This is a genomic window from Streptomyces curacoi (genome assembly GCF_001513975.1).
GTDB classification, from domain to species: Bacteria; Actinomycetota; Actinomycetes; order Streptomycetales; family Streptomycetaceae; genus Streptomyces; species Streptomyces curacoi.
Genome location: NZ_KQ947984.1, coordinates 1,187,671 through 1,202,687 on the forward strand (window position 1 = coordinate 1,187,671; position 15,017 = coordinate 1,202,687).

14 protein-coding genes are annotated in these 15,017 nt (G+C 71.6%); 12 read left to right on the plus strand and 2 right to left on the minus strand.

What is annotated here, in order from left to right; translation table 11 throughout:
* Positions 1 to 100: 100 nt before the first annotated feature.
* The 3 genes from AQI70_RS05210 to AQI70_RS05220 are packed head-to-tail and all read left to right on the plus strand — an operon-like array spanning position 101 to position 2,864.
* Positions 101 to 901, plus strand: a complete 801-nt coding sequence (locus AQI70_RS05210) for an ABC transporter ATP-binding protein (RefSeq protein WP_244181449.1) — start codon at positions 101 to 103, stop codon at positions 899 to 901.
* Positions 898 to 2,259, plus strand: coding sequence for a hypothetical protein (locus tag AQI70_RS05215; protein WP_062144695.1), 1,362 nt, complete (start codon positions 898 to 900; stop codon positions 2,257 to 2,259). The genes AQI70_RS05210 and AQI70_RS05215 overlap by 4 nt, the downstream gene beginning before the upstream one ends.
* The gene (locus tag AQI70_RS05220; protein ID WP_062144698.1) at positions 2,256 to 2,864 is read left to right on the plus strand and encodes a hypothetical protein; all 609 of its coding nucleotides are present in this window, start codon (positions 2,256 to 2,258) and stop codon (positions 2,862 to 2,864) included. Before AQI70_RS05215 ends, AQI70_RS05220 begins: the two co-directional genes overlap by 4 nt.
* A 205-nt stretch (positions 2,865 to 3,069) precedes the next feature.
* On the opposite strand, the gene AQI70_RS05225 is transcribed toward AQI70_RS05220, so the two are convergent.
* A complete protein-coding gene (locus AQI70_RS05225) occupies positions 3,070 to 3,606 on the minus strand; it encodes an HNH endonuclease (RefSeq protein ID WP_004001233.1) in 537 nt (178 codons plus the stop codon).
* Between the two features lie 331 nt (positions 3,607 to 3,937).
* Between AQI70_RS05225 and AQI70_RS05230 the strand changes: the two genes are divergently transcribed.
* From AQI70_RS05230 to AQI70_RS05245, 4 genes are read left to right on the plus strand one after another with little or no spacing between them, the layout of a single operon-like run.
* Complete coding sequence (locus tag AQI70_RS05230) at positions 3,938 to 5,032, plus strand: mechanosensitive ion channel family protein (RefSeq protein WP_062144701.1); 1,095 nt, start codon at positions 3,938 to 3,940, stop codon at positions 5,030 to 5,032.
* A gap of 36 nt (positions 5,033 to 5,068) precedes the next feature.
* Entirely contained in the window at positions 5,069 to 5,899 is an 831-nt protein-coding gene (locus AQI70_RS05235; RefSeq protein ID WP_063801548.1) for an ATP-binding cassette domain-containing protein, read from the plus strand.
* The gene (locus AQI70_RS05240; protein WP_062144704.1) at positions 5,899 to 7,200 is read left to right on the plus strand and encodes a DUF7224 domain-containing protein; all 1,302 of its coding nucleotides are present in this window, start codon (positions 5,899 to 5,901) and stop codon (positions 7,198 to 7,200) included. The genes AQI70_RS05235 and AQI70_RS05240 overlap by 1 nt, the downstream gene beginning before the upstream one ends.
* Positions 7,197 to 7,895 (plus strand): hypothetical protein, encoded by a 699-nt coding sequence (locus tag AQI70_RS05245; RefSeq protein ID WP_062144708.1) that lies wholly within the window; start codon positions 7,197 to 7,199, stop codon positions 7,893 to 7,895. Before AQI70_RS05240 ends, AQI70_RS05245 begins: the two co-directional genes overlap by 4 nt.
* A gap of 134 nt (positions 7,896 to 8,029) precedes the next feature.
* Here AQI70_RS05245 and AQI70_RS05250 read toward each other — a convergent pair whose 3' ends face one another.
* Positions 8,030 to 8,962 carry a LysR family transcriptional regulator gene (locus AQI70_RS05250; protein ID WP_062145107.1) on the minus strand — a complete coding sequence of 311 codons (933 nt, stop codon included), beginning with the start codon at positions 8,960 to 8,962 and terminating at the stop codon, positions 8,030 to 8,032.
* Positions 8,963 to 9,115: 153 nt separating this feature from the next.
* Between AQI70_RS05250 and AQI70_RS05255 the strand changes: the two genes are divergently transcribed.
* From AQI70_RS05255 to AQI70_RS05275, 5 genes are all read left to right on the plus strand, one after another.
* Positions 9,116 to 10,351 carry an MFS transporter gene (locus AQI70_RS05255; protein WP_062144711.1) on the plus strand — a complete coding sequence of 412 codons (1,236 nt, stop codon included), beginning with the start codon at positions 9,116 to 9,118 and terminating at the stop codon, positions 10,349 to 10,351.
* Positions 10,352 to 10,521: 170 nt separating this feature from the next.
* Complete coding sequence (locus tag AQI70_RS05260; protein WP_062144714.1) at positions 10,522 to 11,733, plus strand: ROK family transcriptional regulator; 1,212 nt, start codon at positions 10,522 to 10,524, stop codon at positions 11,731 to 11,733.
* 100 nt (positions 11,734 to 11,833) lie between these two features.
* Positions 11,834 to 13,171 (plus strand): ABC transporter substrate-binding protein, encoded by a 1,338-nt coding sequence (locus AQI70_RS05265; protein WP_062144717.1) that lies wholly within the window; start codon positions 11,834 to 11,836, stop codon positions 13,169 to 13,171.
* 7 nt (positions 13,172 to 13,178) lie between these two features.
* A complete protein-coding gene (locus AQI70_RS05270; protein WP_062144720.1) occupies positions 13,179 to 14,120 on the plus strand; it encodes a carbohydrate ABC transporter permease in 942 nt (313 codons plus the stop codon).
* A 2-nt stretch (positions 14,121 to 14,122) separates the two neighbouring features.
* A complete protein-coding gene (locus AQI70_RS05275) occupies positions 14,123 to 15,013 on the plus strand; it encodes a carbohydrate ABC transporter permease (RefSeq protein WP_062144723.1) in 891 nt (296 codons plus the stop codon).
* Positions 15,014 to 15,017: the final 4 nt, after the last annotated feature.

The window sequence follows — 15,017 nt, forward strand, 5'->3', positions numbered from 1 at the left end:
GTCGGTTCCGCCGCACTCCGCCGCGCACCCCCTCCGCCCCGAACCCGGCCGGTCCGCCCACTCGGCCCCCACCACCCCACCCCACTCATCTGGAGCCTCCTTGCCCACCATCCGCGTGACCGGCCTGCACGTCCGGCACCGCAAAACGGTCGCCCTCGACTCCCTGGACGTCGACTTCGGCCCCGGCGTCCACGGTCTGCTCGGTCCGAACGGGGCCGGCAAGACCTCGCTGATCCGCGTCCTCGCCACGGTCGCCGAACCGGCCGGCGGCCGGGTGGAGATACTCGGCGAGGACACCGGTGACCACCGGCGGCTCGGGGACGTGCGGCGACGGCTGGGTTATCTGCCGCAGGACTTCGGCTACTACCCGGGCTTCACCGTGCGGGAGTTCGTCGCGTATGTGGCGTGGCTGAAGGAGATGCCCGCCGCCGCCACCCCGTCCGCCGTCGAACGGGCCGTCGCCCGCGTCGGCCTCGCCGACCGGATCGACGCGAAGGTCAGGACGCTGTCCGGCGGCATGGTCCGCCGCGTCGGCATCGCCCAGGCCATCGTCAACGCTCCGCAGGTGCTGCTCTTCGACGAGCCGACCGCCGGTCTCGACCCGGAACAGCGCGTGGAGTTCCGGGAACTGCTGCGCGAACTGGGCACCTCGGCCACGGTCATCGTCTCCACCCACCTGGTGGAGGACGTGGCCGCGGCCTGCACGGAGGTCACCCTGGTCGACGAGGGCCGGGTCGCCTACCGCGGCACCCCGCAGTCCCTCGCCGCCCTCGGCGAGACGGCGGTGGGCGTCAGCGGCGACAACCCGATCGAGCGCGGCTACACGGCCGCACTGCGCGCCCACCGCGCCCACGGGTCCGCCGCCCAGGCGGTCCGCACCCTCGAAGGGACGGCGCGATGACCCTCGTAGCGGAGAAGAAGCGGGAGCACAGGCCGCCGGCCGGCGTCCCGGCCCGCGCGTCACGCCATCCCCTGCGCGCCGAGTTCCGCCGCGGGTTCGCCCCCTGGGCCGGCCTGGCCCTGCTTCTCACGCTCGCCGTCGCCCTGGCCGCCTCGTCCGCGCAGTGGCAGGGCGGCTGGGCCGAGACCCGGGAGCGGCTGCACACGACGGCCCAGCTGCTCGGCGTCCCGCTGGCCCTGGCCGCGGGCTGCTGGCAGGGCGGCCGGGAGCGCAGACGCCGTACCGAGGAGCTGATGGCGACGGCCGTGCGGGGCGGGCTCGCCCGGTTCCTGGCCGCCGCCCTGCCGGTCGTCTGCTGGGTGGTCGCCGGGTACGCGGTCGCCGCCGCCCTCGCCATGCTCGCCACCGGCCTGTATGCCACCGGTGACCGCCCGGACCTCGTCGCGCCGGTCACGGACGCGGTCGCCCTGGCGTCCGGCGCCCTGGCCGGGCACGCCCTGGGCCGGCTGCTGCCCTGGCGGCTGACGGCACCGCTGCTCGCGGTGGCCGGTTATGTCGTCCTCGGCGTCGTGGCGTACGACAGCCGGGGCCCCCTGCGGCACCTGTCCCCCATCGGCTACGCCTCGGACACCGACGTACCGGTGTGGTGGCAGCCGCCGGCGATGACGGTGTGGACGGGCGGTCTCGCGGCGGCCGTGGTCCTCGCGTACGCCGCCCGGCGCCGGTTCACGGCCCTGCTGCCGCTGGCCGCCGCGACCGCCGCGGGGGCGCTGCTCGTGCAGACGGGTGAGGGCCTGTGGCACACCAACCCGGCCGCCGGGCGCCAGGTGTGCGACACCTCCACCACCCCGCAGATCTGTGTCAACGGCCGCTACGAGGAGCTCCTGCCGCAGGTCACGGACGCCCTGTCCGGTCTGACGGGCCGCCTGGACGGCGTACAGAACCTCCCCGTCCGCTTCACCGATCTGCCGGGCGAGCCCGGCCCGGACGAGGCGCACCTGCCGATGATCACGCCGCTCGGCTGGTCCGTCGTACGGGGGCGGCTCACCGATCCGCAGCAGTTCGCGTGGGAGGCCGGACAGGCGCTGTACGGCCGGATCGAATGCGACGAGGCCGTGGGCCCGCGCGTGGCCGCGGTCGACGACGCCGTGGTGCACTACCTGGCGCCGAGTCCGGCGGAGCGGCGCTTCGACGAGCTGGCCGCCGAGGGCGACGCGGCCGCCCGCGCCGAACTGCGGGACCGGCTCGACGCCCGCGCCCGGCTGAAGGCGATGGGTGACGAGGAGCGCCGCGCCTGGCTGTCCGAGTACTTCGCGTCCGCGGGCACGTGCGACCCGAGCGAGGTGCCGGCGCTGTGACGACCTCCGGCCTGCTTCTCTACGCCCGCTCGCGCACGCTCCCGCGCACGGTCGCCGCGCTCGCCGCGACCGCGGCGCTGGCGGTCTGGGCCGCGCACGGCCTGGACGCCTACCTGGACCCCAGCCGACGGGTCCCGGTCGTCGCACTCGCCCCGCTGGCCGCGTCCGCGCTGATCGGCGCCAGCCTGTACAGCGCCTCCGACGAACTGGACCGCACGGCCGTACGCCCGTGGTGGCGCCGCCGCCTGGTCCACCTGCTGGCCCTCACGGCCCTCGCCGCCGCCCTGCTGCCGTGGGCGGTGCTCGGGCACACGTCGTCGTTCGGCCCGCCCGCCATGATCCGCAACACCCTCGGCTGCGTCGGCCTCACCGCGGCCTCGGCCGTGCTGCTCGGGGCCCGGCTGAGCTGGCTGCCGGTCTTCGCGTACGTCAGCGCGGTGTATGTGGCGGCCGCCGGTGTGGACGGGGGTTCGGTGCCGGCCTGGGCCTGGCTCATGCAGCCGGCCGGGGAGCGGGGCGCGTGGCTGGTGGCGCTCGTCGCCTTCGCGGCGGGAACCGTGCTGTACCTGCTGCGCGGGGCGCGAGCGGAGGGGACGCGCGACTGAGGCGGGGCAGGCCGGGTGCCGGACGCGGGTCGGTTCCCGCGCCCGGCACCGGGCCGCCGCACCGGCGTGCGCTTCGTCGGCGTATACCTCGTCGGCGCAGCCGCGTGGGCGTATGCCTCGCGGGCGTATGCCTCGCGGGCGTATGCCTCGCGGGCGTATGCCTCGCGGGCGTATACCTCGCGGGCGTATGCGAAAGCCCGGACCGTCAGGCGGAAATGCCGTCGATCCGGGCCATGGCGTCCTCCGCGCCGAACGGCTGCAAGTACGGCAGCCAGCGCGGGTCCCGATGCCCGGTGCCGATGATGCGCCAGGCGAGGCCGGTGGGGGGAGCGGGTTTGTGGCGCAGCCGCCAGCCCAGCTCGAAGAGGTGTCGGTCGGCCTTGACGTGGTTGCAGCGGCGGCAGGACGCCACCACGTTGTCCCAGACGTGCTTGCCCCCGCGGCTGCGCGGGATGACGTGGTCGACGCTGGTTGCGACGCCACCGCAGTACATGCACCGGCCCCCGTCGCGCGCGAACAGCGCCCTTCGGGTCAGAGGAACGGGCCCCCGATAGGGAACCCGGACGAATCGCTTGAGCCGGACCACGCTGGGTGCGGGGACTGTGACGGTCGCGCTGTGCAGATAGGCGCCGGACTCCTCAAGGCATACGGCCTTGTTCTCCAGGACGAGGACGAGCGCGCGGCGGAGCGGTACGACGCCGAGTGGCTCGTACGACGCGTTGAGGACCAGGACATGCGGCACGGATGCCTCCTTGGGCGTCGGCGGCGCGTGGCTCGCGCCGGGACGATCTGTAGTCAGTCTCCCCTCTTGCCTGGTGAAAGCGCCACCATGTCCCGGTAACGGGCTGGGAGTGTTTTCGACCACATCTGATTCATCCCCCGGACGGCGAACTGTTCATCCCACCAGTACATCCCCAGGTGGGCACGGTTTCTCCCTCGAACATCGCGACGATCCACACACGACACCCCGATAGTGTGGTGGACCTGCCCCACCGGTGACCTTTTCGTGACCTTGACCTCGTGACCCTGACCATCTGCCGGTGGGGCGGGCCGCTGCACTGGAGGTACCTGCCGTGTCCTTGCCCGCCGTCCTACTGGCCGTCGGTTCGACGCCGTCGCCGTCTCCCTCGGAGACGACGGCCCCGGCGGTTCCCACGATCCAGGACGCCCAGGAGAGCGCGAACCAGGCCGCGAGCTGGGTCGAGCAGAACTGGTCGACCTGGCTCGCGATAGGCCTGAAGGTCCTGCTGATCCTGGTGATCGCGGCGGTCCTGAGAGTGGCGATCCGGCGGGCGATCACCAAGCTCATAGACCGGATGAACCGCACCGCCCAGGCGGTGGACGGCACCGCCCTCGGCGGCCTCCTGGTCAATGTCGAGCGCCGCCGTCAGCGCTCGCAGGCGATCGGCTCGGTGCTGCGCTCGGTGGCCAGCTTCCTGATCATGGGCACGGCCGCCCTGATGGTCCTGGCCACCTTCGACATCAACCTGGCCCCGCTGCTGGCCTCCGCCGGTGTCGCGGGCGTGGCGATCGGTTTCGGCGCCCGCAATCTCGTGACCGACTTCCTCTCCGGCGTCTTCATGATCCTGGAGGACCAGTACGGCGTCGGCGACACCATCGACGCGGGCGTCGCCTCCGGCGAGGTCATCGAGGTCGGCCTGCGCGTGACGAAGCTGCGCGGCGACAACGGCGAGATCTGGTACGTCCGCAACGGCGAGGTCAAGCGCATCGGCAATCTCTCGCAGGGCTGGTCGACGGCCGGCGTCGACGTCACGGTCCGCTCCAGCGAGGACCTGGACAAGGTCAGGAGCACCATCGACGAGGTCGCCGAGAAGATGAGCAAGGAGGAGCCCTGGAACGAGCTCCTCTGGGGCCCGATCGAGGTCCTCGGCCTGGACAGCGTGCTGCTGGACTCGATGGTGGTGCGGGTGTCCGCCAAGACCATGCCCGGCAAGTCCCTGACCGTCGAGCGCGAACTGCGCTGGCGCATCAAGCGCGCCTTCGACGCCGCCGACATCCCGATCGTCGGCCGCGCCCCCGTCACGGCGGAGGAGGACTCCGCCACGGACCCGACCGCGACCATCGCCGCCCCCTCGGCATACTCCAACGCCTCCTCCCCGCAGGCCCAGGCGGCTACGCCGCTGACGCCGCCGAGTGTGACCAAGTAGGCCTCTCGCCGGAACCGACTCAGGATCAGGACTCACGTGACCTCCTTACCGAGCACCGCCGCGACCGACTCCCAGCCGGTCGCGGCGGTCGCGGGCGTCACGGTCCGGTACGGACCGACAACCGCCCTCGACGACGTCTCCCTCGGGTTCCCCTCCGGGGTCACCGGCCTCCTCGGGCCCAACGGAGCCGGGAAGAGCACCCTCTTGTCGCTGCTGAGCACAGCGCGCAGGCCCAGGTCCGGCACGGTCACCCTCCTGGGCGAGAGTGCGTCGGGACGGGCGCGCGTCCAGCGTCTCAGGCAGCGGATCGGGGTACTGCCGCAGTCCTTCGGGTTCTACCCCCGCTTCACCGCGCTGGAGTTCACCGAGTACGCGGCGTGGCTGCGCAAGGTGCCCGCGGCCCAACGGCGCGAGCGAGCCTACGAGGCGCTGCGCCTGGTCCAGATGGAGAAGCACGCCGACCGCAGGATGGGCGCCCTGTCCGGCGGCATGCTGCGGCGCGTCGGCATCGCCCAGGCCATGGTCAACGAACCCTCCCTGGTTCTCCTCGACGAGCCGACGGTCGGTCTCGATCCGGCGCAGCGGGTCGGGTTCCGGAGCCTGATCAAGGAATTGGGCGATCGGTGCGCCGTCGTCATGAGCACGCATCTCGCGGAGGACGTGGCGCACGTGTGCGACCGGGTCGCCGTCCTGCTGGAGGGGACGGCCCGTTTCACGGGCACGGTCGCCGAGCTGTGCGCACTGCCGGAAGGGGGCACGGCCTCCGAAGGCGCGGACCCGGACGAGGCGACGGGCACGGAAGTGGACGGGGGCGCCGTGGAAGCCGGTTATCTGCATCTGGCCGGCATGGAAACGGTGGCCACCTGATGCGCGTCCTGCTGACCGAGATGCGGCGCGGCGAGGCCAAGTGGGCCGCCGCCCTCATGGGGGCCGTCGGCGTCCACCACTTCACCTCCGAGGCCCCCGGCGACAGCGACTGGATCGGCTGGTGGAACCAGACCAGCCTGCACGTCCAGCTCTTCGCGGTGATCGTCATGGGCTCGGTGATGAGCGCCGCGGCCGCCTGGGGAGCGGGCCGCCCCTTCCGCCACCGCACCCACGTCTGGGCCGACGCGGCCGCCAGGAACGGGTGGTCGCAGGCGCTCCTGCTGTGGCTCGCGGCCTGGCTGTGGGCCCTGATCGCGTACGCCGTGTTCATCGCCGTCGCGTTCTCCCGCACCTCGGCGGTCAGCGATGTCAGTGCACCCGCGTGGGCACCCCTGCTGCTGGGCGCGGCGATGATGGGCCTGGAGATCGCCGTCGGGGTCGCCATCGGCTCAGCACTGCCGTCACGCGTGGTCGCGCCCTTCGCCGGGCTCCTGTGGTACAGCCTCTTCGTCTTCGTCGGGTTCGTCCCGGACACTCCCCTCGCCAAACTGTTCCCGGCGATTGACGAGTTCTGGAGCTCCGAGTTCGAGCCGAACAGCACCCGCATGCTGATCGCAGTCGTGTGGTGTCTGGCGCTCGCACTGGTGCTGACCACGCTGCCCGCGCTGCGGCGCCGTGCCGCGCTCGCGCCCCGACCCCTGGCCCTGGGGGCGCTCACGGTGGTGGCACTGGTCGCGGGCAGCACCCTCGTGGCGTTCCGCACCCCCGTGCCCGACTCGTACTGGGCGGTGCGCAAGGAACAGCCCGCACACCCGCTCTGCGCCGCCAGCGGCCGCACGAAGGTGTGTCTGTGGCCCGAGGACCGGCACCTGCTGGCGTCGGCCCGCGCCGCCGTGCAGACCGTCGACTCGTCGCTCGGCTCCCTGGCCGGGCTCAACCGCGGCTTCTACGCGAGCGGACTGAAGCGCCCGGCGGGCGACACCGCCGAGCTGTCCTTGATGTCGCCCGCGGTGAGCCGGGCCGAGCTGACCGACGGCATGTTCACGGCGGCCCTGCCGCAGCCCGCTTCGTCGAAGTGCCCGCCCCAGCTGCTGGACGAGACCGGCGGCTACCCCGACACGTTCCTCTTCGAAGCCGTCGTCCGTGCCCGCGTCGGCGCGCCCGGCGAGTACTACGGCGACAAGTTCGGCCGCGCCCTGGACCGCGTCACCAGCGCCCCGCGCGCGAAGCAGGACGCCTGGATCGAGCAGGCGGCCAAGGCGATCCGCGCCTGCCGGCCCGTCCCGGAGCTTCCCCGGTGAGCCCCGTAGCCTCCACGCCGAGCCCCGCGGCGGACCCCGTGAAGAACCGTCGGGGACGCCTCGCCCGCAGCCCCCGGCTGGGCGCGGTCATCGCCTTCGTACGCTGCCGGGGCCTGGCCCGGGCCACGGGGGTCGCGCTGCTCTTCGCCCTGGCTGCGACCGCCTTCGCGGGGCAGCGGGTGGCGGTGCCCGAGTTCCGGTATCTGGTCGACTTCAGCGTGCCGGTGGCCGAGGTCGTCCCGCTCGCCCACGCGGTGGTGCTGGCCACCACGCTGTTCTCGCCCATGGCCGACCTGGAGCAGACGTCGGCTCAGCCGATGAGCCGCCACCGGGGCGTGTACGTGGTGGTCCTCCTCTCCCTGGCCCTGAGCCTGAGCGCGCTGCCACTGCTGACCGGCGCCACAGGGGAGGTTTTCGCTTCCGCCGCCCGCAATGTGGTCGGCAGTCTCGGACTCGCCATGATCAGCGCCCGCCTCTTCGGCAGCGGCCTCGCGTGGCTGCTGCCGTTCGGCATGTTCGGGCCCACCCTGCTCCTCGGCGTGCGCAGCGACAACACCCCCGAGCCATGGGCCTGGTCGCTGCAACCGTCGTCCCATGCCTCGGCCGCTGCCGTGGCCGTCGCGCTCTGGGTGATCGGTGCGTGCGCGGCCGCGACGGGTCGGCCACGGCAGACGGAGCGGGCGGAGCAGAACTGATCAGTGGATGCTCGGGTGCTCACGGGATGCTCGGGTGCTCACGGGATGCTCCGGTGGTCGCGGCGAGTCGTGGGCCCGCTCCTTCCTGATCACGGCGCCACTTGTCCGAAGGGCCTCCCGCACGGGTGGCCCGGTCACCCCGGCCAGGCCGGCGTCCAGGTGTCGGTGGCACGGCGGGCGTCGGGGCGGGCCGCGGTGAGGTGGACGCGCAGGGCCGTGAGCGCGGGGTGCGGGTTGTCGGCGCGCCAGAGCAGGGAGTGCGGATAGACCGGGGTCGGATCGCGCAGCGGAATGCGGCGCAGGTCCTGGTCGGCGGGCCAGACCAGGCGGGTGTCCGCGCCGACGAACGTCGCCAGTACGGCGGAGTCGGCGATCGTGTCGAGGAGCGGCTCGGTGCCGAAGTCGGGGCCGGTCGCCTCGATGGTGAGGCCGAACTCGGCGGCGAGGGCGTCGTAGTAGGCGGCCCATTCGGTGCCCTCGACGATGCCGGGCATCCAGATCCGGTGTCCGGCGAGTTGAGCGGGTGTCACGGCGCGGGCTGCGGCGAGTTCGTGGCCCGGGCCGGTCAGGAGCTGCACCGGCTCGTCGTACACGCGGACGGCCTCGATGCCGTCGGGCAGCAGCCGCGCGGGCACGGTCACGGCGCGGAAGCACGCGTCGATCGTGCCGGCGCGCAGGGCGGTGACGGCCGCGTCGGCGTCGAAGAGGGTCACGACGTCGAGTTCGGTGTCGGGGTGGGCGCGGTGGAAGCCGCGCAGCAGGACCGCCGGGGCGAGCCGCCGGCCGATCACGTCGACGCGCAGGGCGCGCCGGCCGGGCCGTACGGAGGCGAGGGCCCGTTCCTCGGCCTGGAGGAGGGTGCGAGCGTGCGGCAGGAAGGCCTGCCCGTCGATGGTGAGCCGCGCCCCGCGCGCGGTCCGCGTGAACAGCCGTACCCCCAGGTCCCTCTCCAGTCCGGCGATGCGCTTGGAGACCGCCTGCTGGGTGATCGCCAGGGTCGCGGCGGCGTCCTGGAACCGGCCCGTGTCCACGGCGGCGACGAAGGTGCGTACGGCGTCGAGGTCCACGACGTCATCGTAGGTGCACAACCAGTGGTTGTGCGGTAGGGAGCCGCTCGGTTGTTTGAAAAGGGGGATCGTCCCTGGCTTGGATGGCCCGGGTCGACATGAGGTTGTGGCGGGCGAGCAGGGCGGGACGGGCAGAGCGACGTGGTGGCGGGGATGGGCGGCGCGGCGGGGACGGCGGGGCGGCGGTCACTGGGGCGGGGGTTCGGGTGGCTGTGGGCGGCGTACGGGGTCAGCACGTTCGGGACCCGGCTGGCCTTCGACGCGCTGCCGCTGATCGCGGTCGTCGTGCTGCATGCCGGGGCGACCGAGGTGGCGCTGCTGGCGGCCTCGGGGCTCGCGGTGGGGGCGGCGGTGGCGGTGCCGCTCGGGGCGTGGGTGGAGTTCCGCCGGAAGCGGCCCGTGATGGTCTCGGCGGACCTGATCAGGTGCGTGGCGCTGCTGAGCGTCCCCGCCGCGTTCGCGCTGGGCGGGCTCGGCCTCGGCCAGTTGCTGGTGGTGTCGATGGTGGTCGCCGCGGCGGACATCACGTTCACGGCGGCGAGCGGGGCGTATCTGAAGTCCCTGCTGCCGCCGGAGGACCTGCTCGTGGCGAACGGCCGCTTCGAGGCCACCTTGTGGACGGCCACCGCGCTCGGGCCACCGCTCGGCGGGGCGGCGATCGGGGTGTTCGGTCCGATGACGACGGTGCTGGCGGACGCGGCCAGCTATCTGCTGTCGGCCCTGGGGATCCGGGCGGCCGGCGGTAAGGAAAGGCAACAGTTCAGTCCTGATGTGCCGTCAGACCCCCGGCCGGGCACCCTGTCGGCCGCCGACCTCGCGGCGGGGTGGCGGCACATCCTCACCCACCCCACCCTGCGCCCGCTGTTCCTCAACACGGTCCTGGTCAACGCCCTGATCATGACACCGGCTCCCTTGCTCGCCGTCCTCATGCTCGGCCAACTCGGCTTCGCCCCCTGGCAGTACGGCCTGGCCTTCGCCGTCCCGTGCCTGGGCGGACTGCTGGGCTCGCGCCTGTCGCGCCGGCTGGTGGCCCGGTACGGGCGGCGCCGGGTGCTGCTCACGGCCGGCACCCTGCGCGCCTGCTGGCCCGTCGGACTCGCCTTCATCGGCCCGGGCACGGCAGGCCTCCTCCTCGTCATGACCGTCGAGTTCGGCCTGATCATCTGCGTGGGCGTCTTCAACCCCGTGCTCGCCACCCACCGCCTGGACCTGACCCCGCCGGACCGTGTGACCCGCACCCTGTCGGCCTGGTCGATCACCGGCAGGACGACGACCGCCGCGATGACCGCGCTCTGGGGCCTGCTGGCCGCCGTCACCGACACGCGCACGGCGATCGCCGTCGCCGGCGTGCTCCTCCTGGCCACCCCTGCGCTGCTGCCGCGCAAGTAACGGCTCCGGCTCCTTCGGAAGGTCTCTTGACGCCTCCTTCCTCCCGGGCTTACCTTCCTCCGCAAGCGATAGGAAAGTTTCCTAACAGTGCTCCTTTCGAGGTACCCCCGAATGGACGTGCCCCACGAGCCGCTGAGAAGCTGGTCAGCCGAAAGGCAGGTGTCGATCCCATGGCAGGAACCGCCGGTACGCCGGGCACCCCGCGCGTCCTGCGCGCCATGAACGACCGTGCCGCCCTCGACCTCCTCCTGGAGCACGGGCCGCTGTCCCGCACCCGGATCGGCAAGCTCACCGGCCTCTCCAAGCCGACCGCCTCCCAACTGCTGGCCCGCCTGGAGGCCGCCGGCCTGGTCCTGGCCACCGGCACCACGGAGGGCCGACCCGGGCCCAACGCCCAGCTGTACGAGGTCAATCCGGCCGCCGGCCACGCCGCGGGGCTCGACGTCACCCCCGAACGCATCCTCGCCGCCGTCGCCGACATCACTGGCCGCACGGTGGGGTCGTACGAACTGCCCACCCCCGGCAGGCGCCCCGCCCATCCCGTCGTCCGGCAGGTCACCGACGCCCTCGACGGCGCGGTGAAGGCGGCAGGCCTCGCCCGGGACGACGTCCACCGGCTCGTCATCGGCACTCCCGGCGCCTTCGACCCCAACACGGGCCGTCTGCGCTACGCCTCCCACCTCCCCGGCTGGCACACCCCGGCGCTGCTCGACGAACTCGCCGCCGCCCTGCCGATGCCGGTCGAGTACGAGAACGACGTCAACCTCGTGGCGGTGGCCGAGCAGCGGCTCGGCGCGGCCCGCGGCCACGAGGACTTCGTGCTGCTGTGGAACGAGGGGGGCCTCGGCGCCGCTCTCGTCCTCGGCGGGCGCCTGCACCGCGGCTGGACCGGCGGCGCGGGCGAGGTAGGTTTCCTGCCGGTGCCGGGTGCACCCCTGGTCCGTCAAGTAACCAAAGCCAACAGTGGCGGCTACCAGGAGCTGGCCGGTTCCCAGGCGATCCCCCAGCTCGCGCGCGAACTCGGCCTCTCCGGCATCCCCTCGGGGCCGTACGCCGAGGCCGCCGCCACCCTCGTCGAGCGGGCCGCCACGGAGGACACCGTCCTGCACCGGCTGCTCCTGCAGACCTACGCGACCCGACTCGCCACCGGTCTGGCCTCCCTCGTCTCCGTCCTCGACCCCGAACTGGTCGTCCTCAGCGGCGCCTCCCTCACCTCCGGCGGCGAGGTGCTGCGCGCCCTCGTCCAGGCCGAGCTGGAGGAACTGGCCGCGGCCCGGCCCCGCCTGGTCGTCGGCGACGTCCGCGAACACCCCGTGCTGCGGGGCGCGCTGGAGAGCGCGCTCGCCACCACACGCGACGAGGTCTTCGACACCTCCCGCTGACCCCCAGCCCCTCCCGCACCGCCCCCTCCCGCACTGCCCCCTGCCCTGCCCTGCCCTGCCCTGCCCTGCCCTGCCCTGCCCTGCCCTGGGAGATCGAACCATGCCCGGAATATCCCGTAAAACAGCCATCGCACTCACGGCTTCCGCCTCCCTGGCCCTCCTGGCCACCGCCTGCACCGGCCAGTCGGAGTCCGGTGCCACCGACGACCCCGACGCCAGGACGACGATCACCTTCTGGCACGGCTGGAGCGCACCCGCCGAGGTCAAGGCGATCCAGGAGAACGTCGACCGCTTCGAGAAGGCCCACTCGAACATCACGGTGAAGGTCGTCGGCAACATCAACGACGACAAGCTCAACCAGGCGCTGCGCGCGGGCGGTTCGAACGGACCGGACGTGGTGTCGTCGTTCACGACCTCCAACATCGGCAAGTTCTGTTCCTCCGGCGCCTTCCTCGACCTCAAGCCCTTCATCGAGAAGTCGAAGCTCGACCTCGACAAGCTCATCCCGAAGCCGATGCTGGACTACACCCAGTTCGAGGGCACCCGCTGCGCCCTGCCGCTGCTGGGCGACGCCTACGGCCTCTACTACAACAAGGACGCCTTCGAGAAGGCGGGCATCAAGTCCCCGCCGAAGACCTGGTCGGAGTTCGCGAAGGTCGCCAAGAAGCTCACCGTCACCAAGGGCGACAGCTACCGGCAGCTCGGCTTCATGCCGACCTACCACGGCTACGAGACGGTCGTGGACCACTACATGTCCCAGTGGGACCACGCCTACTTCGACAAGGACGGCAAGTCCAACATCGCCAAGGACCCGGCCTTCGCCGAGATGTTCACGTACCAGAAGAAGCTCGTCGACGACCTCGGCGGCTTCGCGAGACTGGAGAGGTACCGCAACACCTTCGGTGACGAGTGGGGCGCCAAGCACCCGTTCCACACCGGCCAGGTGGCCATGCAGCTCGACGGCGAGTGGCGTCTCGGCATGGCGAAGGACGCGGGCGTCGGCTTCGAGATCGGCACCGCTCCGATGCCCGTGGCCGACGACGAGGCCGACGAGTACGGCAAGGGCTTCCTCTCCGGCACGATCATCGGCATCGCCCCGCGGAGCGAGAAGCAGAACGCGGCCTGGGAACTGGTGAAGTACCTGACGACCGACACCGAGGCCGTCGTCTCCTTCGCCAACGCCATCCACAACGTGCCGTCCACCTTCGCGGCCCTGAAGTCGCCCGACCTGAAGGTGGACCCCGGTTTCAAGACGTTCCTGGACATTGCCCAGCACCCGCACTCGAACACGCCGCCGGCCTCCGTCAACGGCTCCACGTACCAGACGACCCTCCAGGACTTCGGCTACCAGTACGAGTCCGGCAAGGTGAAGGACCTCAAGGCCGGTCTGGAGAAGACGGCCCGGCAGATCGACACCGACATCGAGCAGGCGAAGTAGCCTCCCGATGTCCACGCACCCGCTCCGCGCGAAGCGCCGCAGGTCGGCGCTTCGAACGGTGGCCTTCCTGTCACCGTGGCTCATCGGTTTCGGCGTCTTCTTCGCCTACCCCCTCGTGTCCACCGTGTACTTCTCCCTGATGAAGTACGACGGCTTCGGCACACCGGTCTTCCGCGGCCTGGGCAACTGGGCCTACGTCTTCTACGACTACCCGCTGTTCTGGCCGGCCCTGCGCAACACGCTCTGGCTGGTCCTGGTGATGGTGACCTGCCGCGTCGTCTTCGGACTCGGCATCGGCCTGCTGATCACGAAGATCAGGACCGGCGCGGGCGTCTTCCGCACCCTGTTCTACCTGCCGTATCTCGCCCCGCCGGTCGCCGCGACCCTGGCCTTCGTCTTCCTGCTCAACCCCGGCACCGGCCCGGTCAACTCCGTCCTGGGCGACCTCGGGCTGCCGACCCCCGGCTGGTTCACGGACCCCGCCTGGTCCAAGCCGGCCCTCACCGCGCTCGCGCTGTGGGGCGTGGGCGACCTCATGGTCATCTTCATGGCCGCGCTGCTCGACGTACCGAAGGAGCAGTACGAGGCCGCGGAGCTGGACGGCACATCGGCCTGGCAGCGCTTCCGCTACGTCACCCTGCCGAACATCTCACCGATCGTGATGTTCGCCGTCGTCACGGGCGTGATCCAGACGATGCAGTACTACACGCAGCCCCTGGTGGCCGGAAAGGTCGCCTCCGGCATCATCGGCGGCTCCGGCCAGCAGTTCGAGCCCGGCTACCCGGACAAGTCCACGCTGACCCTCCCGCAGCTCGTCTACAACCTCGGCTTCCAGCGCTTCGACTACGGCTCGGCCTGCGTGGTCGCACTGGTGCTGTTCGCCCTGGCCATGGCGTTCACCGCGCTGCTGATGCGGCGCCGGGGCGGACTGATCCAGGCAGGTGACTGACGATGACCCAAGTACTCGACCCACCGGTCGGCCTGAGCCCGCCGCCCGTCGCCAGGCGCACGGCCCGCCGTAAAGCACTCCTGGAATGGACAGCGGTCCATTCCCTCGGCATCGCGGCCGCGCTCTTCTTCACCCTGCCCTTCGTGTTCGTCGTCCTGACCTCGCTGATGAGCGACCAGCAGGCGCTCACCCGCGACCTGGTCCCGGACACCTGGGAGTGGGACAACTACCGCAAGGTCCTCGACACACCCGGCTTCCTGACCTGGTGGAGGAACACGCTGCTCTACGCCGGGCTCGGCACGGTCCTCACCGTCGTCTCGTCGATCCCGGTGGCGTACGCCCTCGCCAAGTTCCGCTTCCGCGGCCGGAACGTCACCCTGATGCTGGTCATCTCGATGATGATGCTGCCGCCGCAGGTGATCATCATCCCGATGTACCTGTTCTGGGCGAAGCAGTTGGACCTCTCCGGCACGCTCTCGCCCCTGATCATCCCGATGGCGTTCGGGGACGCGTTCTCGATCTTCCTCCTGCGCCAGTTCCTGATGACGATCCCGAACGAATACCTGGACGCGGCAAGGGTGGACGGCTGCGGCGAACTGCGCACACTCGTCCGCGTGGTCCTCCCCATGGCGAAACCGGGGATAGCCGCCGTAGCCCTCTTCCAGTTCTTCTACGCGTGGAACGACTACTTCGGCCCCCAGATCTACGCGTCCGAGAACCCGGGCGCCTGGACCCTCTCCTACGGCCTGGAGTCGTTCAAGGGAGCACACCACACCGACTGGAACCTGACCATGGCCGCCACGGTTCTCGTGATGGCCCCCGTCATCCTCGTGTTCTTCTTCGCGCAGAAAGCCTTCGTAGAGGGCGTCACGCTCACCGGAGTAAAGGGTTGACCCA

Coding starts and splice junctions, on each gene's coding strand:
- AQI70_RS05215 (WP_062144695.1), top strand. CDS start 898: ATGACCCTCGTAGCGGAGAAGAAGCGGGAGCACAGGCCGCCGGCCGGC.
- AQI70_RS05240 (WP_062144704.1), top strand. CDS start 5,899: ATGCGCGTCCTGCTGACCGAGATGCGGCGCGGCGAGGCCAAGTGGGCC.
- AQI70_RS05255 (WP_062144711.1), top strand. CDS start 9,116: ATGGGCGGCGCGGCGGGGACGGCGGGGCGGCGGTCACTGGGGCGGGGG.
- AQI70_RS05260 (WP_062144714.1), top strand. CDS start 10,522: ATGGCAGGAACCGCCGGTACGCCGGGCACCCCGCGCGTCCTGCGCGCC.
- AQI70_RS05265 (WP_062144717.1), top strand. CDS start 11,834: ATGCCCGGAATATCCCGTAAAACAGCCATCGCACTCACGGCTTCCGCC.
- AQI70_RS05270 (WP_062144720.1), top strand. CDS start 13,179: ATGTCCACGCACCCGCTCCGCGCGAAGCGCCGCAGGTCGGCGCTTCGA.
- AQI70_RS05275 (WP_062144723.1), top strand. CDS start 14,123: ATGACCCAAGTACTCGACCCACCGGTCGGCCTGAGCCCGCCGCCCGTC.